A 25929-nucleotide genomic window follows, 5' to 3' on the forward strand; every position below is an offset into this window, starting at 1 on the left:
TCAGTTTTTATCATATCCTAATTCTTATGTTTCTGACAAGGTATTAGGACAACCCTTCCTATAATATACTGTAAAATGTTGTTTTTAAGTGGGATATTCAGGGTATCTATATCTTTGTGCATGATTCATTATTTCGATCACTAATTAGGAGCTGAAGAATTGAAAAGAGTCGAGGTCAAGAAACTAGCTATTGGTAGTGTATTAAAAAGTGCCATTTATTTTTATTTTATTCCCATTATTCTTATGCTTATCGGTACGATTGTTGTAACGTTTGTTCTAGTTGCTCAAGATGGAGCAAGTGGATATGTAATGATTCCTGCTTTCTTAATCGGAATTGTCTTTTACACGGGATTGTACGCAGGCATTATTTCATTAATGACACTCTGCTACAATTGGTTAGTTGGTAAATTTGGCGGACTTGTTTTGACGATTGTAGATGTAGATACGGAAGAATAACAAGTAGAGCTTGCCAAAGGAATTCCCGTGGCAAGCTTTTACCTTACTCACTAAAATACTTTTTCACTACACTAGCTGCAAGCTTAGGTCGTCTAAATTCATCAAATATGCCCTTACTATTTTTTGTTCCAGCCCGACTCATTAACCACCCTGTATCTTCTACAACTTTACAATCAGCAAATTGCCAAATATACATACCAGAGATGAAGGATCGCTTCGTATAAGCTCGAAGGTTCTCTTCTATGATAATCGCCTGTCTTTCCTCCGTACCCCGTACTGCATTAGGATGACGTAGACCGTAATACCCGTCTCCGCCAAACTCACTCATAATAATCGGCTTACCACCTCCACCAAGTTCTTCTGCCCAGATTCTTGCTTGATCAACCAGTTCTCCTGGATCTTCATCTGTATACCATAATGGATAAAGATTAAAAGAAATAATATCCGCAAGATCAAAACAAATATCGTGTTCCCGGTGATGTGTAGCATATGTCACTGGTCGTGATGAGTCCAACTCTTTAATTTGTTCAAGTTGTTCTTTATACATCACTTTGCCTTCTTGTGTATTACTCGCACATTCATTTAGAATGGCCCAGATTAAGATACTTGGATGATTAACATGATTCTGCACCATTTCCTCGTTACAATCCATACATTGCTTTTGGAATAATGGGTCACTCATTTGATCAAGCACTAGCCCTCTTGCGTGATTTTCCTCCCATACAGCAATTCCTCTCTCGTCACATAGGTCTAGGAATCGCTCATCATTTGGATAATGACTGGTCCGAACAGAATTAGCTCCAGTTTCAATAAGGAGTTCAAGGTCTTGAACTAATAACTGATAAGGAAAAGATGCTCCAACTAATGGATGGTCTTCGTGTCGGTTATACCCTTTTAGTATAATATCTTGGCCATTTAATTGTATGCGGCCATTCTCTGTTGTGACCGTTCTGAAGCCAACACGTTCGATTAGGTCATCAACTGGAGTCGTTTGATGATCTGTATAAACATGTAAAGTTAATAAATAAAGAGACGGATTATTTAACTCCCACGGTATTAACTGTTCGAACATCTTGTTTATTTGCACATCTACTGTTTCGTTCGCTTGGATTTCGATAAAGCCAAACGAAATAGGTGTATCAGCTAATTGGCCCTTTATTTCTACCTTTTGTATAGTATCATGATGATTCGTTACCCATACTTTAATATCCGCTCCCCAGACGCCATCCTTTTGAAAAGATGTGCAGGACAAACGATCAATACATACATCAGATATGTATTCGATGGAAGTAGGACGAATGATACCACCATATGTGTAATAATCATTGGCTATATGAAGCTTAGATTTCTCTGAAAACGTATTGTCTACAATCACAACAAGTTCATGCTCTCCTTTTTCAACATCTTTTATATATGTAGAAAAGGGTGTATATGCATTATAATGATGAGCTACATGCATACCATTCCAATAAACGTCTGCCGTATGACTCACGCCTTTAAAATTTAATTTAATCGACGTATCTTTGCTCACATCTACTTTGCGCCTATAGGCAGCTTTTCCTCGATATGTTCGAAAGTCAGGGTGAAGTTCCAGGCAAGCTGGTACGGGCATACGATATTCGTATCGTTCGCATACTGAATCACCCTCATTGATCGGTTGAAAATCCCAGTCACCTTCTAACTCATACACGTCCCGGATCTTGTTTGTTTCAAATAATCTAATCATTAACTTCCTCCTTCATTAGACTAATCAAGTAATATCTTTATCACAACAGGCATATCACTTTGTACTGTATGTGTTTGGACAATCAAACCTTGCTCTGTACGCTTCCATTCTGGTTGCTCAGCAAATCCTAGTAAAGACACTTCCTTAATAATGCCATGAAAATGAGGTAACTTTGACGCATCCTTCTCTGCAAGCGAAGTCATACACACTTCTCCACTTTTAGGGTATTGCAGGACTGTCGCAAATAGGTAAGAACCATTTACTGTAAAACGAATATCTTCTGGAGTGAACACCTTTGTTTCGTTATCTGTGAATTGTCCTTCTATAATCTCGGTTGGTCCTTCCCCAGATTTTCTCCATACTTTCGTGTCATATATAGCCTCACCATTTACCTTCAACCAGTCACCAATCTCAAGCAAAATGGCACGATCTTCATCTGGAATGGTTCCATCAGCTTTTGGTCCAACGTTTAGTAATAATGAACCATTTTTACTGACGATATCAACAAGGTCTGAGATAATCTCTTTAGCTGTTTTATACTCATTATTTTCTGTATAACACCAGGAGTTTTTTGCTACCGCTGAATCCGTTTGCCAGAAGTATGGTTTCTGTTCAGCAAATTGTCCTCTTTCAATATCAAGAACTGCAGTCCCAAACATAAAGGCATCATGTTTGTAGTTAATCGCAACCTCGATTCCCCACTCAAGAGCACGATTATAATAATAAGCAGCAAATTTCTTTAGATATGGTTTAACAGCATGATGTTGAATCCACCAGTCAAAATACATAATCCGTGGTTGATATAGATCCACAATTTCACATGTGCGTACAAGCCAATCCTCTAGAAATTCTTTTGATGGGGCTTGGGCTAAATAAATCTTGATGGTCTGGCTCTGGCATTGCTGCCCAATAAAAATCTCCTTCCACAAGTGGTTCTTTAATATCACTATCAAATTCTTTTCCGTGCCCCATGAAAAACCAATGCTCCATTCGATGAGAAGATGCACAAAAAGCAATCTCTCGTTTGGCCAATGACTCACCTAATTCTCCAAGTACATCTCGTTTTGGACCCATTTCATATGCATTAAATGGTGACACCTCACTTTTATACATCTGAAATCCATCATGATGCTCTGCAACCGGCATGACATACCGTGCACCTGCATCTTCAAACAACTGAGCCCATTCTTCTGGATTAAAATATTCAGCCCTGAATTTTGGAATAAAGTCCTTATATCCAAATTCTTTATGCTCACCATACGTTTTAAGATGATGTTCGTATTCTTTTGATCCTTGAATATACATATTACGCGAGTACCATTCACTTCCGAATGCCGGAACAGAGTAAACACCCCAATGAATAAAGATGCCGAACTTTGCTCCTTGGTACCAATCCGGTACCCTATATTCTGATAAAGAGCTCCAATGATCTTTGAATCTCCCTTCTTTTATTACTTGATTAATAGTTTCTAGATAAGCCTCTTTCATAAGTGCCTCCTCATTAAATGTGTTGTTCTTATCTTAAGCTCATTTGTAAGCGTTATCAATATCATTTCAAAAAAAATCACTGATCCATTTTAAGTTCGAATCAGTGAGCATGAATTATTTACTTACCCTGTATAACGACCTGAATGCAGTTCATCTTCAAGAATGAAGTCGGCAGTCAGTTGTCCTGACAGTGTGACCATCGGAACCCCTCCACCTGGGTGAGTTGAACCTCCCACAAAATAAAGATTAGAAAGCACCTGACTTCGGCTTGGGATTTTAAAGCCTCCATTTGTTTTCCGATCTGCTGCAACACCGTAGATTGAGCCACCATTAGATCCGTATAGTGTATTAAGATCATTTGGCGTGAATACATATTCAAATTCAATATGATCACGTATTTTGGATAAACCATTACGCTCAAGCTTGCTAAGAATAGTTTCACGATAGGTGTCTTTATACATAGCCCAGTCCTCTCCATCTTTTAATGGGGGAACATGAGTAAGTATAAAATGATTTTCTGCTCCAACCGGTGCTTGCAGCGGATCAGATTTAGAGGATATCCCTACATACACAGTTGGATCATCAGCCGGCCGCTTTTCCTCAAAGATTTGTTTAAATTCTAATTGCGGATCCTTAGAGAAAAAGAAATTGTGATGAGCAAGTTGCGGATATGTTCGGTTTATACCTAGAAGTAACACTAAACCAGAAACACTCGGTTCATAGTTGCTCAGCTTTTTAACTTCTTGTTTTGCTTTTGGTGCTTTAGTAAGCAGTTTTTCATAAGTCGGTATAACCTCAAGATTTGAAACGATGATATCCGCGTTCAACATCTCTCCGCTCGCTAGTTGAACTGCTTTTGCTTGTCCATCTGACTCTATGATTTGATCCACTCTAGCATTAGTACAAATATCTACTTCAAGCTCATTCAACACTCGTTCCATAGCTCGAATGATATTATACATGCCACCCTCAACATAATGAACGCCAAGACCAAATTGAACGTAAGCAAGTTGTGATAAGACAGCTTGGTGCCTGATAAGGAGATGAGCCTACATACATCACTAAAAAATCAAGAAGTTGCTGTAAATGAGGATCCCTTATATACTTTTTTGTAGCTTGGTTCATACTTTTCATTGGGTCCATTGCAAGCAATTCTTTAAAGCTATGCAAGGTACGCAAGTCCTTTAATCCAGCTAAGCTTTTTTGATAGAAGCTTTTGGTACATAGCTCATAAATTTGACTACTATAATGTAGATAATCAAGAAACCCAGACTTATCCTCTGGTGAAATTCGATCAATTTCAGCTAGCATATCCGGTAAATCACCTTTAAGATCAATGGATACACCATCCTCGAAAAACGTTCGCCATTGAGGTTCAATTCGCTTGATCGTCAGATAATCAGAGAGTTTACGTCCTGCACGTGTAAACAATTGTTCCAATGTCCATGGCATCGTCAAAATAGATGGACCTGTATCAAACGAATAACCAGCACCACTTCGGATATTACATTTTCCACCAATTCGTTCATTGGCCTCTAGGACTTGAACCTGATAACCTTCTGCTGCAAGACTAATTGCTGAAGATAACCCACCAATTCCGCCACCAATTACAATTACTTTCTTCTTCACACGTACTTACCCCTCTTCTCTTAATAGATCCAAGGCATTAAAATCCAGCGCTGCCGTTTCCACTCGTCATAGGTTTCACCCAATGCTTCTGTTAACATCGCTTCCTCAAGCTTTATTCGAATAACGATGGAAGGAATGATAAGCAGAAGAGTGAATAACAACCCTACCCATGAAGCTAGGTAACAGGATAGACCAACCATGCAGACTATTAAGGCAGTATATAAAGGATGTCTCATAGAACGATATGGTCCATGACTAACCAGTTTTTTATCAGCAGATACCTGAACATGCCTTGTAAATTCATGCTTTAACGTCAGCATTGACCAGTATCTGAGAAAAATACCTGTTCCATAAATAAACAAGCTTAACCACGTGATAAAAAGAGGTGTGTGAATTACAAATGAGGTTTCTCGGATAATCAGGCAACCAATGACCGTTGCGATGATGGAAAGTAGAATAAGGTAATAGCTTTTTTGTTCAATTGAAAGAGAGTCTCCTGAGTGACGTGCCCCTCTAAAAAGAACAAATTCCAATAACCAAATTAGACTTAAGCAAAAAAAGAACCACTCTTCTATATTCATAAAGCTCCCTTCACTTGCTGATTAGTTAGAAGTAACACGCTGATACGTAACGTGTGAATAACGTTGGATAATAATAACGATAATGAGCACAGAAGTTAAAACAACCGCCATTTGATAGGTTGGAATGATAATAGCACCAATAAAAATGACTAAACCACAAGCAAAAAATAACTTTCCAGCTAAACGATTAACAATCGCCCAAACCTGATCGTTCTGAAGGGTCCAACGATTTCGTGCACCAAAGATAGCATTCCGTTTCACTTGCGGCATAATGTTACCAATAATCATCATCACAACACCGAGACTAATTCCAATTATCGCCTCTATATTTATAGAATAGTCAAGTCCTGAAAAGATAATCAATCCATGACAAACAAATAATAATCCTGGTAAAACAGCGCATATGACTTGCTCCACTTTTGCTTGAACAGAAGTCATTTTCCTCATTACGCGTATCAGAAATTGATTCACTAAAAATAGAATGACCATAAACGCAGGCATGATAGTGATGGCTGCTACGGCTGGCAAAGTGCCTGTCACCTCTCCATTGGTCCAATGGACGGCTAATTGATCTGGTAGTTGACTATAGGTCACAACACTTAATAAAACCGAGGCTAAAAACAAACTGATGGCAATATAAGTAGCTTTCATTTTAGTCATCTCCTTTTGTTTTAAATTGATAAAACCAAGCAAAGACATCTTGTAACACCGTTGTATTTAACGTGTGATAGATGTATTGTCCTCTTTTATCGGCTGTTACCAGATTTGCCTGCTTAAGTAACTGAAGGTGATGAGAAATACTTGGTTTGCTCATATCAAAGTGCTCTGAAATCTCAGATGCAGTTAAACACCCATGCTTGCTTAATAAACTCATAATCTCCCTCCTTGTTTCATCGTTTAGAGCCTTAAATAACTCGTTCACAGCTTTATCTCCTTTAATTAAGTAATTAGAAAACTATCTAACTAAAGACTAACACAATTAAATAATTAAACAACTGTCTAATTAATGATTTGCTATAATAATATAAATACATTAAAAAGGAAGTGGCCCTTTTGCATACAGCCCTCATTATTATCGATGTACAGAATGGTATGTTTGATGAACAATTTCCAGTATGGAATGGGGATCGACTACTAACCAAGATAAAAAACCTTCTACAAAAAGCTCGAGAACAAAATGTGCCCGCCTTTTATGTACAGTATAACGAGGCAGCTGGCCTTCAGTTAGAATCTGGGACAACCGCATGGGAGATTCATCCTGACATCAAACCATTGCCCATGGATCATATCATTCAAAAAACAAGACCTGACTCTTTTTTTGAAACCATTTTAGAAGATGAGTTAGCTGCCCTTAACATCAAGCACGTCATACTCACAGGCATCCAAACAGATCTTTGTGTGGATACAACGTGTAGACGTGCCAACAGTCTTGGCTATCAAGTGACAGTAGTTGCAGATGCTCATAGCACATTTGATTCACAAAACTTATCAGCAGAGCAGATTATTGCCCATCATAATGAAACGCTCCAATTTTTTGCTGAAATAAAAAAAGCTGATGAAGTAGATTTTCATTAATGTGAAAAAAGGCTAATTCTCGTTGCAATCGTTGAGAATTAGCCTTTTTATTTTCTTGAATTCAGATGATGCTTCTGTTCATTAAAAATGTAACCTATTAGTGCATGTTCAAAATCTACGTCCCTTCTTCTAAAATAATTCAAATCATCTTGCTTTGAATACAGCAATAAAAATGAAACAGATAGCCGTTTAGATATTTAGATCGACGACCGTCGAACAGATTATACTTCTCTAAATTTATTCTGCACCTGAACAAATATGTATTTATCAGTCCACATTTGAGTAGTGACAATTAATTCTTCATCCTCTTTTTGAAAGAAAAGAGCAGAGCCTACTTTCTCTTTAAACTCCAGCCATCTGAATGGATACGCTGTTTAATATTTTCATCTGATTTCGCGAAACCTTCATTTTTACTACTCTTTGTTAAAAACCAAGTGTAATCTTCAAGTTCTGCAATTTCTGCTACCTCATCATCGGATCTATCAAGTTTTTCAATGACATAACTTGCAGACACATTTTCAATTGGTAGAGAAGGATAAAAATAATATGACTTATTTACAAATAAAAAAACAGCTACACTAACTAAAACTATACTAAACATACTAAAGAATATTGCAAACCGTTTCACAAATATCGCCCTCATTCTAATTTTTTATAGTTTCTCTCGTATAAAATTCCATTCAAGGCAAATCTCATTTGTCTACCTCTTTTTCTATATTACACCATTTATTAACTCTAAAATCTTAATCTTTTCTTAAACAATTCTGTTATTTTACGTAAATTATTTACACGTAGTATCCGGGATTATTGAGATGCAGCATGGGTTGTTAGAGATTTTATTATTTCTACTTACTTACGCATCTCTTACTCATTTTTCTATACCAGATACAAAGAAAGAAGAGTACCAAAGCTTAAAAGCCTTAGTACTCTTCTTTTTTTCTTATGTGCGGTTGTTAGAAGTTCATCAAAAAAACTGAATGAAACAAAAGTAATCACAGATGATAGTCTTTACGTTTGTCAAAACCAATTGATGCTTTCTGCAATTTCAATTATTTCTTCTTCTTCAACACCTGACAATCCTTCATTGTCACTATTCCTGTCAAAACAAGTAATAATAATTTTCCATTCATCTTTTTCTAAATATATTACTTTACCATCGATGTCTTCTATTCCCATTAGTTTTGCTGTTACTCCATCAATTAATAAATCTTTTTCAATTCCAGTTCCGTCTTTGCTCTCTGCAGAAAAACTAGGTTTGGTATCAATATTATTCGTTGCATGGACAGAATAACGTCTTTCAGCAGTTCCTGCGTTATAATACAATTGTTTAAATTCCCCTTGTTCACCCATACCTACGCTGTATTCTACATCTTCTTTACCAATAGCACTCTCTAACACCTCTGGAAAAGGGACTTGTATATTAAACAAGCTCTCTAACTCTTCAATTGATTCTACATTTCTTTCAGCATAAACATCAGTATTTACAAACCCATAACCAATGGACATCTCTTTAACGTTATGTCTTTCCTCAAATTTTGTTACCTGAAATAAATCTTCAAACATACCCTGAGCAGAAGGCGTTGAATAAATACTGACACTTAAAATAACAATGGCAGCGGCATACACAAGTGGTTTTTTGAATGTTTTTTTCTGTTCTCCTTTCGCTTTTTTGACTCCCATCTTTGATCTTGTCGATAACTCATCTGGAATCTTAATCTCCTCAAGCTCACGTTTAAACTCATTCACTCATATCAACTCCTTTTAATTCTTTTCGTAGTTTCCCTAGTGCTCTATACAAAATAGATTTTGCAGTACCTAAAGGAATGTTGAGGATTTCTGAAATCTCTTTGAACGAATAGTCTTCGTAATACTTTAAAATAACGACACTTTTCTCTTCAACATCTAATAAATCAATTAATTCTTGTAGTGCTATGGAGAGACATACATCTTCCATTTCATTTGCTGATTTTCCTTCATGATCAACTCTGAAATTGACTACCTTATTATTCTTGTTAATAACATTTAAAGAGCAAGTGATCGCAATTTTTATTAACCATGTTTTTAAATAATCAGGATTTTCAAGAGAACTGATATTTTTGTATGACCGATAAGCAACTTCTTGAACTACATCTAAAGCGTCATTCTGATTTTTTACATACAGATAGGCCATACGATATATATCTTTTTCATAACATTGAAATATTTTTAAAAAGGATTTCTCATCTCCTTTTTTGGCTTTTACTATTAATTTTTTTATTTCGTTCACCTCTTTTTCTTTATTATATCTATTAGACAATTCAAAACACTTTTTGGCTTAAACTTTATAATATATTCTTGGAAATATTTGATTATAGGCTTATGCTAACCTTAAAAAAGTACCATAGCATCAATCGCTATGGTACTTTTACTTTTCTTTCAATCTTATATGGACAGGAGGAGTCGAACCTCCATGAGTTTAACCTCTTTAATCCCTAAGTTTGTGGATAAAATCTAGCCTCTCAATATAAACCTGAGAAATTTGGTTTCTTTAGATCATTATTTACCCCTAATGTCTAATCTTCTTTTAATACACTAAACATTGCTAAGTCAATGTACCTACCTTTGCTTTTTTCGTAGGAACGTAAAAGCCCTTCCTGTTTAAAACCGAGTTTCTTTAATAGAAATTGTGATGCTTGATTTTGAGTTTCTACCTTAGCTTCGATTCGATTAAGTTTGTAGTAATCAAAACCATATCTAACAAGTTCCGTTAAAGCCTCGGTCATGTATCCTTTTCCCCAATGATCAACAGAGAGTTCATAGCCAATTTCTCCTCTGTCATTTTCTGAATCTATATAATTGAAACCGCAAGACCCAATAGACTTCGATTGATCAGATTCAAAAATAGAGAATCGATTACCTTGATTGCTTTTATCCATTCTCTGAAAAATATTAATCATTTCATATGATTGCCTTACATCCATCATTGGTGTAATGTTCATAAACTCTGTTACTTGAGGATTAGACCAAACTTTGAAGAGCGCATTGGTGCATCTTGAAGGGTAACCTTCTTTAATGTAAGTCTTTCAGTATTCAATTCACTCAATTTTCACTTCTCCTTTTAGTTTAAGTTGAATTTTCTTATATATGATTGCAAAACTAAGTTTACTATCTGGCATATTCCACCCCTTAATAATTGCATAAATTATAACACTTTAATTCTTATTTAAAATATGTCGTTAGAATTAGTGAAGCTAAATAACCTCATTTATCAACACTCGGTTAAGAGGATTGGTTTAAGTCATTAAAAGTTAAGATAAAAATAGATATCAGAATTGCCTCTTTCAGAAGTGAATTCATAATCTCTTGTATTTAACCCACCAATCTCAAATCCGTACTTCAAATAAAATTTATTTGCAGCAAGATTATAAGCTTGAGCGATGGTACTTAATCCTTTGCAGTTCTTTTTTTAGCTATGTTGATTGCAAAATCAAGCATATCTTTAGATATTCCGCTCCTTCGATAGTTCACATTTACTTTAAGATCGCTTAAATAACAATATTTATTCCACCCAGTTTCAAATACTGCTAAACCAACACATTGATTCTGATCAAATGTGGCAACCGCAAAACCATTTTGATTAATTGTCTCAAATGAGTAATTCTCTTCTGGAAATATCTTTTCCTTCGGTTCATCGAAATATATTTCGTGATACTCCCATTTGTCATTTGGCTTCGTAACTACTAATTCACCAAACAACTCAAATTTTTCGTTAGGTAATCTCAAACAATCTTTTGTCTCTTCTGTGACTAATTCAATCTTCAATTAAATCCCCCATGATCTCAAATAATTAATTGATTTTAGTGTACTTTATAATGAACCCTCTGCATGAATAGTATAGACGATATTTGCAAAGTTTCCGTACTGTCAAGTCTGTAGTGAACTTTCACTACTGGTAGCGTAAGGTTTGTTAATGTAGAGCAGCAGCCTTCTGGTTCTAACAATTCAACTTCTAACATTCCTTAATTGTATAATTGATCTTCTAGGTTTCAACGCTTGAGTAAGTTAATATTATTCATATTTTCTTCCTCCTTTTAGTTAGATACATAAGGTAAAAACCTCGGCGTATATTGTCAGAAAAATATCTGATTTATAGTAATTTTCCGAACTAAAAGATAGGCAGATTCAGACCACTTATTTACTCATTTATCATTAAAAGAAGGTTTCTATTCCATAATATCCATTGCGGAGAAAAAAACTTTACAATTATTTAGACAACAAACTTTTATGAGACTAATTAGTTGTGAGTTATTACTTGTAGCATACCCCTCCACCAAATTTTAGAATAATTTTATACTTACTACTTAAATGCTCATATACAATGGATTTAGGCTATTAAATTCTCATGGAGTAAAAACGGAGATAAGTATGAACATAAAAAACAAGAAAAAAAGAGAGCATTTTGATTGGCTAGCATTAATTTTTGAGATTTTGCTCTATATACCACGTCTCACCTTAAGTTTATTTAAATGGCTCTTTGACCTAATAACATAAAGTTCATGGACGCTGTCCAAACCTGCAAGCTAGATTAGCTTGACCAAGTTTTAAGTCATCCCCCCTCCTCAAATCTTGAGGGTAACAATAGCCGGTAGCCGAACAAAAAGATGTGTTTTTTGTTCGGCCAAGCGGGTGATCATACTGAGAATCTATCAACTCCTTAAATTCCTTTTACTCTGTTCCAGTCAGCCATTTACCGTTGATAGATACAATATGTAGAGTCTTTTTTATTTCAATTTTAAAAGTTTAATAGAATGAGACAGTTAAAGTTGTTTAGAAAGGCGAGATTCTTATTAATACAAAAGTTAGATTGATAATTTTTATTCCGCTAGTGATTCTTTCACTAATTGCTCTGGAAGTGTTTAACCTTTCTATCCAAGTATTTTGGATTACCATTGCAATCATCTTTATGTTTAACGGTTTGATGCAGTATGCAATCAGAGAAAAAAGAGAAAGTAGAAAATAGCTCAAAAAAGTCCTTTAGCTGTTACTATAGCTAAACAGTTAAAGGATATTAAATAGTAAACAATTATACATAGACCAGGTCCTTGACTTCCGCTAACCACACATCAAGCATTTTTACTTGTTTCTTAGGTAACTCCACATTGGTTATACTATTGGTAATAAAGGAAGGTAATTATAATGTCAGAAAAACGTATGAACATATTACTATTAATCATCTCAATACTCGCTATTCTTAGTGGACTTTTTAATCTTCTTCCTAAAAGGAATACTTTTTTTATTGCTTTTGGTTTTTCAATGGGAGCAACTAGATTGATACGAATTAGAGAAATTTCTAAAAGTAAAAAAAGTACACTAGATAAATAGTCTATTCTTATAAGAAAGATTCTCCCATCACAGTAAATCCATACAATCACACTTAACACAATCCGCCTCTATATATGGGATTATATGTTATAATGCAAAATATAATTTAAAACTCACCTGATTCTATTAGGAGGTCGTCGTATGAACTACTATGAAAAACTAAAAGAATTGAGTGTTCAACTTGAAATTGATTTAAATAAACTAAGTAATCAAAAATTTAATGACCATTTCAGCTGTAATGTTCTTCATAGCCATTCACTCGATACTTACTTTATTAATGTTATACTGACCTCAAATCAGTTCAAAAATAGATACTCTATTAACTGCAAAAATTATAGCTTTTTTCTCCGCGACTCTCCATCGAATTTTAGTTTGCCCAACAGCTACATGTTAATTATTAACCGTTACATAAACTATTTAAAAAATCTTTAAATCCAATAATGAATCAGATTGGTAAAGTGAATATTTCTTATTCATCTGAAGGGAGTTTGTCTCATGGAAGCAATTTTAGCAAGTATTTTTTCAACAATAATTATAGCTATGACAATCTATTTTATTATAAAGGTACTAAACATTGCTTATAGAAGAAATGAAATTACAAATCGAAAGTTTATTATAATTGCAACTTCATCCATAACGATTGGAATTACATTATCATTAATAATGCTTTATATGTATCAAAATTTGTTTGATTTAATTTTTTAACATATCTCTTTTTTTAAAATAACTTTATATATAGTCATAAGATTATTATATAGTTTTATTTCATCCGAGATTATTTCAATTCCCACTAAATTTTAACTACTGTATAAGATAATTCTTACTAAATTGTGTAAAGTATCACTAGTTTCTATGAAACTCACTCAAAAAAATATGCACTAAAGGGTAAAAGACTCTATGGAAGTGAATCGCATAAAGTCTTTTTTTATTACTTATTCTCCAATCGTATCTCCGATTTCACCATCTACCACTTCTAAGTCTTCAGGTACTTGAAATAATGTTTCATCGAAGTCTGGGTTTAATTTATATTCAATTACTGTATCTCCAGCTGTTACTGATGAATCAACACTTTGTTCTTCTGACTCGGAACTCATACTAATCTCACCCTTTACTTCAAAGAACGTTTCCGTATCAAACCAATACTCTTCTATACCATCATCTACCTCTGCTGTGATGTGATAAGCCTGATAGCCGTTTACTTCTTCTTCACCTTCTAAAGTCAATTCTGCTTCTTCAAGCAGCCCTTGATATCGTTCGCCTATCATATCAAAGGTGAATTCTTCTGTAGTCGGATTCTCAATTCGTACAGCCTCTTCGTCTCCTTCATTGTAAGTTATAAGATAGCTCGGTTCGTCAATATCTGTAAAACTGTATGAAGTACTCTCTGCATTAGTACTTTCTCCACCTTCTTCTTCCCCACTCGATTCCATAACTGATTCCGTTCGATTATAAAGATCTCCGTCCGTGACGTACGTCCATTCATATGTAGACATCTCTAATTCCATATCAAGATTTCCTGCTTCATCTTCCTCAGGAGGTTCAAAATTTAAATCGCCACTACCTTCTCTTAAGACATATAATCCTTCAAGGTCACCGTAAAGCGCGATAGCTTCCTCTACAATTTCCTCAGCTGTTAGTTCATCATTAGAGTCCATTTCATCTGTTGTAGTGGTTTCATTTTCATTCACTTGATCAGTTTCAGTGGACTCGGTTGAAGAGTCATCTGAATTACATGCACCAAGAATTGTAACCGAGCTAATTAATGTTGCTATGACTGCCTTTTTCATATTGAACACCCCATAAATTTTTTAATATGATCCTTTCTTAATCATTCATAGCTCACTTTAGGTCTTCTCATTATTTGCAGGATTTTCACCCTTAAATGATACGATGAGCACAATCACACCAACTACAAATGCAAGTAAAGCTAACCAAGCAACGAGATTAGAAACAGGAATTACATTTAATAAGCCTAAAATCGCAATAATCGGGAGAACAAATATCGTACCAATCAATCCTTGATATCTTGAATGCTTTGCTCTTCCTTTAAAAGAAGACATGTATTACCTCCTATTTTCAGCCTATTAAACTGTTCCCTTCTCCATTAATACCAAACATAAACAATTAACCAATTCTTTTTCAGATTCCGATGATATAAAAAAAGTACCAAAGCTATAAAAGCCTTGGTACTTCTACCTTTCTTCTTATGCGACTCGGTGGCATCGAACTTCCATGAGTTTCATCTCACTAAGCTCTCAAATTAGAAAGTTGTGTTCAATGCATTATCAATTGAATGCTCACCTTGCTTAATATAAAAACTCTTACCGAAAAGCTTTTCATTTCCTATTGTTTGAACGAGTACCTGAGCAACATCCTGTCTTGTGATTAGATAATCATTAAAATGCTCTTTTCTTGTTGGGTGTAACTCTATTTTTCCAAGTGCTTTGTCATTGTTCATCGGCCCTGGTCGCACAATGGTGTATGGTAGGTCGCTTTTTTCTACGTAGAAATCGGACATATTCTTTGCAACTGCATATGGTTTCATTTTCTCGCTTTCCTCGTCTACATCTAAACTGTCTGCTGCACTTAGTTGAATAAAGTGTGTGACACCGGATGATTTTGCGTAATCAACAGCCTTTTTAGTTCCCCATAAATCAATGAGCAATGTCTTATCCGCTCCAGTACTTCCACCTGAACCAGCAGCAAAAATAACAGTATCAATGTTCTCAAAAGCATGTGAGAAATCCTCTTCTAAGTCACCTAGCACAACATGGTTAGCACCGAGTGATTTCAATTCTTCTACTTGTTCTTTTTTACGTACGAGAGCAGTTGATTGATGCTCTGTTTGCTTTAGTTGAGTAATGATTTCTTTTCCAACCTGACCGTTTGCTCCAATAACTAGTACATTCATATGAGTGCCTCCAAAGATTTTTCATGCATGCGTCTGCATGTTCTTGTTGTTTCTTATACCCTTATTGTTCTCAATGAAACAAGAAGAATACGTACATCATACGATATAGATTCTTACCACTCTTGTTTAGTTGGTGTCACAAAAATATCGTTAATCATAACGTTACTTGGCTTATTCACTGCAAAAGCAATCGTTTCAGCCACATGTTCTGGTGCAATTGCTACTTCATTTAGGTTACCTAACACGGAACTCACATCTTTGTCTGTTACTTTATCTTGCCAATTAGTTGCGATTACACCTGGTGAAACGTACACCGCTTGAATATTATGATTCACAGATATTTCTTTTCTTAAGCTTTCTGTAATGGCTCTTGTTGCGTATTTTGTCGCACTATAGACACCATGACCTTCACCTACTGCGTGACCTGCAACTGAGCCAACATTAATAATTTGACCACTGCCTTGCTTTTTCATTTTTGGGAGAACAGCAGCTATACCGTATAATACTCCCTTTAGATTCAAGTTGATCATTTTTTCCCACTCATCAACGTGAGCATTATCCCATTTAGAGAATAACATTAAGCCTGCGTTATTAATGAGTGTATCTACTCTTCCATAATTATCCACAGTGAAATCTATTAATGCACTTACTTCGTCTCTTGAGGAAATATCCGTTGCTTTAAATGTAGCAACTCCACCATTGCCTTCAATTTCTTGAACAATTCCACGTAGTTCTTTTTCATTACGAGCAGCTAGAACAACTTTTGCACCTTCCTTAGCAAGATGTTCTGCTGTTGCTTTCCCAATTCCACCTGAAGCTCCAGTTACGACAATCACTTTATCTTTAATATAAGACATGTATCATTACTCCTTTTTAGAACCCTAATTTATATTGAACCGGAACCATTTCATCCGTTGATTTTCTTAGTTGTTTAGCAGCTTCTAGAGCCCAATAAGGATTACGAAGCATGCCTCTTCCTACCGCTACAAGATCTGCATCTTCTGTTCCTACCACCGCATTAGCTAGTGTTGGGTCATCTAATCGCCCCACTGCAATCACTGGTACATTTAAAGCCTTTTTGATTTCTCTTGCTAGTGGAACTTGATATGCTGCGTGTGTACCTGGTTTACCCCAAGCTGCAATTTGACCTTCTCCACCAGATGAGATATCAAAAATTTCTGCTCCAGCTTCTTTATAAGCTTTAGCAAGTTCAATCGCTCCATTAATATCATAGCCACCATCTACATATTCTTTTGCAGATATACGCATAATGAGAGGCATGTCAGTAGGAATCTCTTCTTTGGCTGCTTTAAGGACATCTGAACCAAACTTCGTTAAATCTTTTCCAAATTCATCTGTTCTCTGATTGGTGAGTGGTGAGTGGAATTGATGAATGAGATAACCGTGAGCTCCGTGGATTTCAATGACATCAAAACCCGCTTGGACAGCAAATCTTACAGATTTACGAAACTTCCCAATCAGTTCGTATACTTCTTCTGTTGTTAATTCTCTTGGTGTTTTTGAATTCTCATCAAAAGGGATGGCAGAAGGTGCAACTGGTACTTCAGCATCTTCTGCTTTTCGACCTGCATGAGCAATTTGAATAGATGCCTTCGCACCATGTTGGTGAATCCCATCAACAATCTTTTTTAATGCCGGAATTTGTTCTTCAGACCATAGCCCTAAATCATGATCAGATATGCGTCCATCAGGTTCAACATCCGTCATTTCAACCATCACTAGACCTGCACCACCTATAGCGCGGCTTACATAATGAATGTAATGCCAATCAGTGGCGATACCATCTTTCTTGTCCACACTGTATTGGCACATTGGTGACATCATAATGCGGTTTTTAAGCTCTAATCCTTTTAAAGAAAACGAATCAAACATATTAGGTTCTTTCATCATTGTCATCTCCTCGATAATTAAATGCATGCGTCTGCATGTAATTAGAAGTTAACATCTATTTTTTCTGATGTCAACCAAGTAGAATGAACTTGAAGAAAATCCAAAATCAGCTCTCTACTTTACTTATGGTTATTCGTATCCTTTAAAAAACTAAAGATTACACTGTTATCCTTTTCATTAAGATCCATATCATTTATGACCGTATTAAACGTATTCAGTGCTCGTTCAAACTTACTCTCCCCTAATGAAGTCAGGGAAGTATATATTCCTCTTTTATCATCTTCACAAGTCGTTCTCTCTAGTGCACCACATGTTTTAGCTTCAAGTCTTCCAACAAGTCGAGACATGGCACTCTGACTAAGACCAATTAATTCTTGAAGTTGTTGTAACCGTAATTTACGATCACTTTCTTGTGATAAGTAGTACATAACGTAAAATTCTTTGAGGGATATATCGTTATTTTTTTTAAGTGCAGACTCCAACTCATTTGAAATTTTATCTTTAATTGAGGTTACTTCTAACCAATTGTTTAAGAACTCATATTGAGACTCATTATTCATAAGATCACCCTTTATAATAATTAAAACAATGCATTTGTATTGTGATTCTATATCTATTATAACCTAAAATACTTTTGATGATATTTACGCTTTCCAAGAGATAGAAACGTTTATTTTACATTATCATATTACATTATATTAGGTCGTTGCTATTTAAAAGCTCTAAAAGTCTTTTAGTAACATACATTTTACGACATTAAAAAACAAGGGTAAGCTAATACCCCTGTTTAAGCACATTACATTCTTCTAGAAATCTCGTTAAACCTTTGTAAGTATCATGACACCATAAGGCTCGATCGAACAAGCGCTTTGGAAAGTAACATCAGATAAAAGCTCGTTCATTGGTTCATTCAGAGTGATGGTTTGCTCCTCTCCGCTGTAGTTAAGTAAAAAGAAATATTCCTTGTCCTTACTGGCTCTAATAGCGAGTTCAATCGTTTTTGGAAGCGTTAGCTCTGACCTTGTCTTTAATCCTGTATCTGTTAATAAAAGATCAGCAAGTTGGTCGTTAAAGACACCGCCATAATAGTAGCAAGTACCTTTGCCAAAGCTGGTTCTGACTAGGGCAGGCTCATTAGCATAATAGCTATTTTGATAAGTCGCAAGTACGGTTGTTTTCTCACTTAAGATCGTTAGGACTTCATTAAATGTTTCTGCCTTCACGGTGTGTTCTCCCCATTCAATATAAGGAGTGTCATCAACCTTATTAATTCTGGTGAAATCATTGACTTCAACGCCGGCTAGATCTGAAAGTAATCCTGGAAATGACTTCATATAAGCATGGCCATATTCGTTTTTATAGCCTGAGCGACTCCCAAGAATGAGTGTTCCTCCTTGCTCGCTAAATTGCTCTAATAACTTAGCTCGTTTTGGGGTCACAATAGCTGCATGCGGATAGACAAGAACTTTGTAGGTCATGAGTTGATCTAGCGTCGTATCGTCATCTAGGGTGAAACAATCTACAGGAATATGTTGATATTGAAACGCTTTAAACCAAGATCGAATACTTTTTCCTGTAAATGGACCATGCCATGTATCAAGCTCTCCATCCCATTCGTTGTCATAATCATGTAAAATGGCAGCTTCTGCTAAGTAATCTGTTCCGAATAGGTTTTCCCCAACCCGTTTAAGTTCTTCACCAATCTTTGCCGCTTCTTTTAATCTTCGGTTTGGCTTATTATCATAATTGTTTAATCCGTGCCAATACATTTCTGTTCCTTTGATGGCCGTGCGCAAGCGGAAGTACAGAACCATATCTGCACCATGCGCAATGGATTGATACGTCCAGAGTTTAATTTGACCCGGCTTTGGTGTTGGCTGCTCTAACCGATTAACCCAACCACCTGGCCCGCTCTGTTGTTCGAATATAGCAAACTGACTACTAATATCTCTTACGGTACTAAGGTTCCAGCTCCACTTTCGATCGAAAAGCGGATCATCCTCACCTTCTGAGAAAACAAATCCAAAGTTAGGATACGAATCATAGGCATAAAAATCAAGTAAATTATTTGTTAATTGATGATGATTCAAATGTCCAAATTTCCCGTTTGTCGTGACCCAATGATTGGGTGCATGTTCCCGAATAATATCAGCCTGCAGCTTAGCGTAACGAATGGTACTATCAGAGACAAAACGTTTTTCGTCTAATGCATGATGAGGATTGTCTGAATCGGCCGGAGTCACTCTTGGCAAAAAGACCTGTTCCCAGTCAGAGTAAGTCTGATTCCAGAAGACGGTCCCCCATGCATCATTTAACTGATCTAATGTTCCATACTTTTGTTTGGCCCATTCTCTAAAAGCATCATGGTCAGCATCAGAATAGTAAACATTGGACTCACAGTTAAATTCGTTACCAATTTGCAAGCCACATATAGCCGAGTGATTTGCATAATGCTTGGTAAGTTTTTCGACGATGATCTTAGTGAATTCTCGATAGGTAGACGAATTATAATTATAATGTCCCCTCAGACCGTGGTGATGCGTAGTCCCATCCTTCGACACATTCAAGACCTCAGGATGATTGTGTGTCAGCCACGCAGGAGGAGTCGCTGTAGGAGTAGACATTATGACTTTTAAGCCGCATTTCTCTGCTAATGAAATGGCACGATCAAAGAGATCAAATGAAAATACACCTTGAAGCGGTTCAAAAATACTCCAAGCAAATTCCCCAATACGCACATAGCTAAAACCCATCGCTGCCATGCGTTTATAATCATCTACCCATAAAGATTCATCCCACTGCTCCGGATAATAACAAACGCCCAATTCAATACGTTTGCCAGGTATCGCTCGATTCAATACAAACACTCCTCTAACTAATTTTGATAACGCTATCATTAATGCTCATCGCTTTTATTTACTTCACCTGTGTTTATTAGACTTTCTTTATATGAAAGTTGTATTCGCCTGATTTAGTAGGAATAACCATACGTCGCACACCATTCATTCGTTTAATTTCTTCTTTCAACATACCCATTTCTCGTTCTCGCACCACCTCATTTTCAGCGACAGGTAGAGAAATCATTGCTTCACTATTAACTGGGATAGATACATCTACTAGTAATTCATCCTCTTTCTTTCTCCACTGAACTTCCAAGCAAGCCGGATGCTAATTTATGCCTAGTTTTAACCCAATCAACATGTTCCGCAATAAAAGGTGAAATACTTAATGGATATATTTTCTTTCCAGTATAATCAATTTGAATTCCGCTTAATTGCGAGTAAAACCATTCTTCTATATGTCCCATCATGATGTGATTATGTGAATGACCTGTAAGAGGACCGTCCCAAAATTCAGTTAAACTTGTTGCACCATGGCTCACTAAAAATTGATAATAAGGCTCCTTAGATTGCTGAAGCATCTTCTCAACAATATCTGATCTATCGTACTTTGCTAAAGCTAATAGTAAATACCTGTGACCTACCTCTCCACAAGTTATAGCATAGTCATTTTCAATTAAACCTGTAACCAGATTAGATAGTACTTTGTCTTTATCCTGCTCTTTCACTAAATCTAAGGCCAGAGCTGTAGAATTAGCTGTCTGACTGTTAGTAGCATAAAAAGAATGGTTTTCATTAAAAAATGCTTGATTAAAAGCGTTTTTAGTCTCTAGTGCAACTCTCTTGAATCTTTTTACATCATCGCCATGGCCAAGTAATTGTGCAATTTCAGCTACTATCCGACTTATGTCAAACAACATTGCTGTTGCTGTGACGGCGATAGGTGTGTGAACAGCAAAACCTTGATTATCATTAGGAACCTCTCCTAAATCACCCCAATCACCTAAACCATGATTCACGATTCCATCTGTAGAACTAGATACTAAATACTCCACATATCTAATCATTTGAGTGTAATGTTTCTTTATCGCGGTATCATTACCATACCAATGATAATGATACCAGGGGGCCATAATAAATGAGCTACCCCATTCTGGTGAATCTCTAAAACCACCTTCAAATTCCACATATTCAGGAGCAATATTTGGTACAAACCCATTCTCTTCTTGAGCTTCTTCCATATCCATAAAAATCTTCTCATAAAGAGGTGCTACATTATAGTTATAGAACACTGATGGCGCCATTAAATGTAATTGTTCAATCCAGCCTAACTTTTCACGGTGTGGGCAGTCTGTAAATATACTCTTCATATTACTCTTAATGGACCTATTTATGATGTCATGAATAGCTTTCCACTCAGAATTCGAACAGGTAAAGTCTCCAACCTCATCTACATCTGGGTATATCATTTCTCCTTGTACACTTAAGAGCTCTGGTCGTTCTTCTTGATACGTGAATCTGACTTGCACATATCGAAATCCATGATACATAAATTTGGGTGCCCATTCTTCCATTTCATTTTCTCCTCTTAATGTATACGTAAAGGAGACCGGTTCTCCAATCATAGACTGATCTATATTGCTATCATCCTTAATCAATTCTCCGGTAACCAATGTAACAGAAGAACCTTTTTTTCCTTTTAAACGAATACGTGGCCAGCCAGAGATGTTTTTCTCTAGATCATATAATTCTATGTCTCGATGATTCACTTTCTTTTTTATTGCTACGATGGTTTCTTGCACTTTATTTCTTGGAATCATCCGGCTACAGAGTGTCCCTTTTGGAGCACTTACTAGAGGCGCAGATCTCCAATTATTTCCTGAATCGATAAATCCAACTTTGTCCCATCCGGTTTGATAAAGACGTCCATCATAGTCTTCTCCACCATATATTGATGAAAAAACAATTGGACTTCTATCAATCTCCCAATCTGATCCAGTTCCAATTGATTCAGATTCTCCATTAGAATATTCTATTGTAAGCTGAACAATACATTTTGGTAAATCGTAGCTTCCTTCGTATTTTACATACCTTTTTGTCTGGCCATTTACATGATAGAAGCCACACCCTAGCATAATGCCAGCTGCATTCTGTCCATCATTCATATAAGAAGTGACGTCATAGGAATGATACAGGCAGGACTGATCATAATCTGTCCAACCTGGTTCAAGGACAGCGTCACCTACCTTAACCCCATTTAAGAGAAATTCATATTGGCCTAGTCCACATACATGAGCAAGCACTCGAACAGGTGATCTTGAGATATTGAACTCATGTCGGAATAAAGGCATAGGCTCTTCACAGGAATGTTGTTTCCAATCATTTTGAATAGATGGCGTCAAACCAATCCAATCCGCTTTCCATACCTGATCCATTAATCCCATTGTCCAGGTTGATCGTTCGCTCCATTCGCTTTCTTCACCGTTTACATCCCAAATACATACAGTCCATACATAGCTCTTCTCTGGTAATAAGGGAAGGCCTTCATATTTAATAAATTGATGCTGATCCGTATCGATTTTTCCACTATCCCACATATCAGCATGTTGCGAGTTTAGTAATGATTCTTGAGTAGACACATGAATCCGGTAAGCCGTTTGTTTCTGCCCTCTTTCAATTGAATTTGAAAATCCCCACCCGAATAAAGGAGTATTTACATCTATACCATAAGGTTTGTGCATTTGCTCTACTGTTAGATTTATTGCTTTGATTATCCCCATGCTTACCTCCTTATTGTCGGTTTATTACTGTTATCGTTGTTTTTCTTATGGTAAACCTTCTCATTTCGCCTCAACCCCTTTATTCTATTTTGTTGTTGTTTATTACTTCAAATTCGTAAATTGACGTTAATGATATAGACTTAATCTCTGCAAGCTCTTTGTTAGCTATTTCAGATCTTGCTGCCATTGGTGAATCACTTTTCACTTTACGTCCTTCTTTTATTGGAGAAATGAGGAGATAAATTGAATCGTTTAGTAGCGTTGTCTTCAAGTGACTTAGCCCAATCTGCCAAACTTCACCATTGTTAAAATTGTCATGTATTAGTTCGTTATTAATAAATGCGTATCCTACATCCCCCTCATAATGGATGTTTAATAACACTTCTTTGCACTGACTAAAGGCTTTACTTGGAATGGTTACTTTAGTTCTCCTATGATCTATTTCTTCTAACTCATGTTCAGCCTTTATCTTCTCTTTTTTGATTGAGTATTCACTTTGCAACACATGATCTGTACTCTCAGAAAAATAGGAAGCGAGAGTTGTGGAAACGAGTTTGTCTATTACTGTTATTTGAAGAAACTCAGATTCTGATTCAAAGCGAATACGATCTTCTTCCACAATGACAGCAGCCTCTGTTATAATCGCATGCGGCTTACCATCCCATTCAAATGACCAAAAATTCAAACTATTTTCGTCTGACATCGTATAAATTCGAATAAGTTTTCCTTGTTTAGTGTGAAGATCTATCCTAGTGATTATTTCTTCAGTTGGCCATACGGTATAGTGACTGTTCTCTCTTGTTACGTCTCCATCTGAAAGAACGACACGCTTTATATTCTGTTCTTCGAATCGATAACTTGGCTTCATGCCTATAGGATGAAAGAAAAAATAAGCTTCTTCATTTTCAGAAAGTGTAACTCTTTTCATTAGCTGGGCTGTCGCATATTCCAGCTTACATCTGATAAAGATAGATGAAAAGGAAGAATACAGCTAACATCCTCACCTATCGACATTCCTCCTTGATTCGGTATTTGTAGATTCGTTTGTTCAATTTGAATCTGTAATGTGACATTTTGTTTTGAGGGTGATTGTATATGGTCCTGGTAGTTATTGATAAAGATAAATCCTTTGCCTTCATTTACTCGCAGTGCATAGCGTAAAGTATTCACATCATCTGGTCTCATATCATCTGTACTGTAGGGTAAAATAGTAGTGGTCTGACAAAAACTTTCTTCAAAATCTTTATAAAAATAATGCTGTCGCTTTAACCGTTTATACGATTCTCTGATTTGACCGAATTCTCCAATAGGTGCTTGATAGTCATAAGATATTTTTGGTGTAGCATTTTCATTTAAATATGGAGTGGTTTTCCCTTTTGGATTCGAGCTTCCATGAAAGACATAATATCCAACGAAATTACACCCACCAGCTACTTTAATATTAGCCATCGCTTCAACACTTCTATAAGGCAAGACGAAACGATAATTATAAAAGACCGTCATGCCGCCTCCCATCTCACAGCAGGCAAACGGAATCGCCTTTGGATCATAATCAGGATCAAAATTATATGTTTTGTGATTATAATCACGATAAATAAATTCAGGAGTAATGGGGTGTTCCTTTACATTCTCATCATAAAAAACCCAAGGCCAAAAAGCATACCCTCCCCATAAAGGTAGAACTTCTTCAGTTGGTGCTAAAGCTCCTCCCCAACCAGTGGCTGAGTATATCGGGGTTACTAATTCTGCTTTTATTGCTAACTCTTTTAATAATAGAATATGTGCTTCTCCATCTTCTCCAGCTGACACCCATTCATTACTTGTTCCCGATGTTAACTCCCAAGGAGCCCCGGCATGATAAAACTCATTCTCGAGTTGAATGCCAATGACCGGTCCGCCATCCTTATACATTAGTCCATCTGCTTGCTTCCCTATTTCATTGTATAAACGTTCAACATAATAGATATATTTTGCATCATTGCTTCTTACGCGGCATGGTTCTCCATAAAGCCAATCTGGAAGACCGCCATTTCTCACTTCTCCATGAGCGAATGGACCAATCCGTAAAATGCAATGTAATCCATGCTTTCCGCAAAGCTGAATGAATGTACGTAAAGACTTATCTTCCGTCCAATCATATTCTCCTTTGATCTCTTCATGATGATTCCATATAACATACGTTGGAACAATGGTTATCCCACACATTTTCATTTTTAAAAGCTCGTCTTCCCATTTTGTGTGATCATATCGACTAAAATGAAACTCTCCACAGATCCCAAAAATAGGATTGTTATCAACCATCATAAAATGATTAGAGAAATGAATCTTCTCATTGTTGGGGTTTCTTCCTTCTAATGCTGGTAAAGCAGGTGAAAATAGATTCTTCTTATCTGAAATACATATCATTTCCTTTTGACTTTTCTGCACCTTACCACCGTCCCGTTAATGAATTAGATCTTTCAGAAGAAATTTGAATATCTTCAACCCTCACTTCACTGATAGCGCTTTCATAACACATACTAGCTTACCTAACTTTACTAAGTCAAGATTATAATGAGGTTGGTGCCCTGCGGAGTATCGATTAAAAATAGATGGTTTACATTTTATCGCTTAAAAGCCTCCATTTTTGATCTCAATTCCCAACTAGTAATCATTAACAATAGTATGACGG

Annotated in this window: 26 protein-coding genes; 2 read left to right on the forward strand and 24 right to left on the reverse strand. The window is 36.2% G+C overall.

The genetic code is table 11. The annotated features are described in order from the left end of the window. The first annotated feature begins 159 nt into the window (after nucleotides 1-159). A complete protein-coding gene (locus tag NDM98_RS02430; RefSeq protein WP_251604289.1) occupies nucleotides 160-456 on the forward strand; it encodes a hypothetical protein in 297 nt (98 codons plus the stop codon). 43 nt (nucleotides 457-499) lie between these two features. Here the strand turns inward: NDM98_RS02430 and NDM98_RS02435 are convergent, their stop codons facing one another. From NDM98_RS02435 to NDM98_RS02465, 8 genes are all read right to left on the reverse strand, one after another. Next, nucleotides 500-2182 carry a glycoside hydrolase family 2 protein gene (locus NDM98_RS02435; protein ID WP_251604292.1) on the reverse strand — a complete coding sequence of 561 codons (1683 nt, stop codon included), beginning with the start codon at nucleotides 2180-2182 and terminating at the stop codon, nucleotides 500-502. Between the two features lie 20 nt (nucleotides 2183-2202). Next, nucleotides 2203-2994: an alpha-L-fucosidase gene (locus NDM98_RS02440; RefSeq protein ID WP_373370350.1), complete on the reverse strand. Its 792-nt coding sequence runs from the start codon at nucleotides 2992-2994 to the stop codon at nucleotides 2203-2205. Between the two features lie 4 nt (nucleotides 2995-2998). Next, nucleotides 2999-3670: an alpha-L-fucosidase gene (locus tag NDM98_RS02445; RefSeq protein WP_251604298.1), complete on the reverse strand. Its 672-nt coding sequence runs from the start codon at nucleotides 3668-3670 to the stop codon at nucleotides 2999-3001. 122 nt (nucleotides 3671-3792) lie between these two features. Beyond that, nucleotides 3793-4632 (reverse strand): phytoene desaturase family protein, encoded by an 840-nt coding sequence (locus NDM98_RS23770; RefSeq protein WP_307728613.1) that lies wholly within the window; start codon nucleotides 4630-4632, stop codon nucleotides 3793-3795. A 7-nt stretch (nucleotides 4633-4639) separates the two neighbouring features. Beyond that, nucleotides 4640-5299: a phytoene desaturase family protein gene (locus tag NDM98_RS23775; protein ID WP_308807672.1), complete on the reverse strand. Its 660-nt coding sequence runs from the start codon at nucleotides 5297-5299 to the stop codon at nucleotides 4640-4642. Between the two features lie 20 nt (nucleotides 5300-5319). After that, nucleotides 5320-5880 (reverse strand): methyltransferase family protein, encoded by a 561-nt coding sequence (locus NDM98_RS02455; RefSeq protein WP_251604311.1) that lies wholly within the window; start codon nucleotides 5878-5880, stop codon nucleotides 5320-5322. 21 nt (nucleotides 5881-5901) lie between these two features. Then, nucleotides 5902-6531 carry an SdpI family protein gene (locus tag NDM98_RS02460; protein ID WP_251604313.1) on the reverse strand — a complete coding sequence of 210 codons (630 nt, stop codon included), beginning with the start codon at nucleotides 6529-6531 and terminating at the stop codon, nucleotides 5902-5904. Between the two features lies 1 nt (nucleotide 6532). Next, a complete protein-coding gene (locus NDM98_RS02465; RefSeq protein WP_251604315.1) occupies nucleotides 6533-6802 on the reverse strand; it encodes an autorepressor SdpR family transcription factor in 270 nt (89 codons plus the stop codon). Nucleotides 6803-6933: 131 nt separating this feature from the next. Here NDM98_RS02465 and NDM98_RS02470 point away from each other — a divergent pair, with 131 nt between their 5' ends. After that, complete coding sequence (locus tag NDM98_RS02470; protein ID WP_251604317.1) at nucleotides 6934-7455, forward strand: cysteine hydrolase family protein; 522 nt, start codon at nucleotides 6934-6936, stop codon at nucleotides 7453-7455. Nucleotides 7456-7786: 331 nt separating this feature from the next. Here NDM98_RS02470 and NDM98_RS02475 read toward each other — a convergent pair whose 3' ends face one another. The 16 genes from NDM98_RS02475 to NDM98_RS02550 all read right to left on the reverse strand — a co-directional run bounded on the left by NDM98_RS02475 (nucleotide 7787) and on the right by NDM98_RS02550 (nucleotide 25685). Further along, nucleotides 7787-8083: a hypothetical protein gene (locus NDM98_RS02475; RefSeq protein ID WP_251604320.1), complete on the reverse strand. Its 297-nt coding sequence runs from the start codon at nucleotides 8081-8083 to the stop codon at nucleotides 7787-7789. A gap of 389 nt (nucleotides 8084-8472) precedes the next feature. Beyond that, nucleotides 8473-9201 (reverse strand): hypothetical protein, encoded by a 729-nt coding sequence (locus NDM98_RS02480; protein ID WP_251604322.1) that lies wholly within the window; start codon nucleotides 9199-9201, stop codon nucleotides 8473-8475. Beyond that, a complete protein-coding gene (locus NDM98_RS02485) occupies nucleotides 9194-9751 on the reverse strand; it encodes an RNA polymerase sigma factor (RefSeq protein WP_251604324.1) in 558 nt (185 codons plus the stop codon). Before NDM98_RS02485 ends, NDM98_RS02480 begins: the two co-directional genes overlap by 8 nt. 256 nt (nucleotides 9752-10007) lie before the next feature. Further along, nucleotides 10008-10433, reverse strand: coding sequence for a GNAT family N-acetyltransferase (locus NDM98_RS02490; RefSeq protein ID WP_251604328.1), 426 nt, complete (start codon nucleotides 10431-10433; stop codon nucleotides 10008-10010). Nucleotides 10434-10878: 445 nt separating this feature from the next. Then, nucleotides 10879-11256, reverse strand: coding sequence for a GNAT family N-acetyltransferase (locus NDM98_RS02495; protein WP_251604332.1), 378 nt, complete (start codon nucleotides 11254-11256; stop codon nucleotides 10879-10881). A gap of 2492 nt (nucleotides 11257-13748) precedes the next feature. Continuing rightward, nucleotides 13749-14603, reverse strand: a complete 855-nt coding sequence (locus tag NDM98_RS02500) for a hypothetical protein (RefSeq protein ID WP_251604335.1) — start codon at nucleotides 14601-14603, stop codon at nucleotides 13749-13751. A 57-nt stretch (nucleotides 14604-14660) separates the two neighbouring features. After that, on the reverse strand, nucleotides 14661-14876 hold the full coding sequence (locus NDM98_RS02505) for a hypothetical protein (RefSeq protein WP_251604338.1): 216 nt from the start codon (nucleotides 14874-14876) through the stop codon (nucleotides 14661-14663). A 200-nt stretch (nucleotides 14877-15076) separates the two neighbouring features. Beyond that, complete coding sequence (locus tag NDM98_RS02510; RefSeq protein ID WP_251604340.1) at nucleotides 15077-15727, reverse strand: SDR family oxidoreductase; 651 nt, start codon at nucleotides 15725-15727, stop codon at nucleotides 15077-15079. 113 nt (nucleotides 15728-15840) lie between these two features. Continuing rightward, entirely contained in the window at nucleotides 15841-16584 is a 744-nt protein-coding gene (locus NDM98_RS02515; protein ID WP_251604342.1) for an SDR family oxidoreductase, read from the reverse strand. 16 nt (nucleotides 16585-16600) lie between these two features. Further along, nucleotides 16601-17635 carry an NADH:flavin oxidoreductase/NADH oxidase gene (locus tag NDM98_RS02520; RefSeq protein ID WP_251608885.1) on the reverse strand — a complete coding sequence of 345 codons (1035 nt, stop codon included), beginning with the start codon at nucleotides 17633-17635 and terminating at the stop codon, nucleotides 16601-16603. 122 nt (nucleotides 17636-17757) lie between these two features. Further along, on the reverse strand, nucleotides 17758-18198 hold the full coding sequence (locus NDM98_RS02525) for a MarR family winged helix-turn-helix transcriptional regulator (RefSeq protein WP_251604346.1): 441 nt from the start codon (nucleotides 18196-18198) through the stop codon (nucleotides 17758-17760). Between the two features lie 258 nt (nucleotides 18199-18456). Continuing rightward, a complete protein-coding gene (locus NDM98_RS02530) occupies nucleotides 18457-20496 on the reverse strand; it encodes a beta-galactosidase (protein WP_251604348.1) in 2040 nt (679 codons plus the stop codon). Nucleotides 20497-20572: 76 nt separating this feature from the next. Next, the gene (locus tag NDM98_RS02535) at nucleotides 20573-20794 is read right to left on the reverse strand and encodes an alpha-L-rhamnosidase C-terminal domain-containing protein (protein WP_251604350.1); all 222 of its coding nucleotides are present in this window, start codon (nucleotides 20792-20794) and stop codon (nucleotides 20573-20575) included. Continuing rightward, nucleotides 20763-23258: a family 78 glycoside hydrolase catalytic domain gene (locus NDM98_RS02540; RefSeq protein WP_251604352.1), complete on the reverse strand. Its 2496-nt coding sequence runs from the start codon at nucleotides 23256-23258 to the stop codon at nucleotides 20763-20765. The genes NDM98_RS02535 and NDM98_RS02540 overlap by 32 nt, the downstream gene beginning before the upstream one ends. A gap of 79 nt (nucleotides 23259-23337) precedes the next feature. Then, nucleotides 23338-24186 carry a hypothetical protein gene (locus NDM98_RS02545; protein ID WP_251604354.1) on the reverse strand — a complete coding sequence of 283 codons (849 nt, stop codon included), beginning with the start codon at nucleotides 24184-24186 and terminating at the stop codon, nucleotides 23338-23340. Continuing rightward, nucleotides 24186-25685, reverse strand: coding sequence for a beta-galactosidase (locus NDM98_RS02550; RefSeq protein WP_251604357.1), 1500 nt, complete (start codon nucleotides 25683-25685; stop codon nucleotides 24186-24188). Before NDM98_RS02550 ends, NDM98_RS02545 begins: the two co-directional genes overlap by 1 nt. Between the last annotated feature and the right edge of the window lie 244 nt (nucleotides 25686-25929).

Source organism: Alkalicoccobacillus plakortidis (assembly GCF_023703085.1).
GTDB lineage: Bacteria > Bacillota > Bacilli > Bacillales > Bacillaceae_D > Alkalicoccobacillus > Alkalicoccobacillus plakortidis.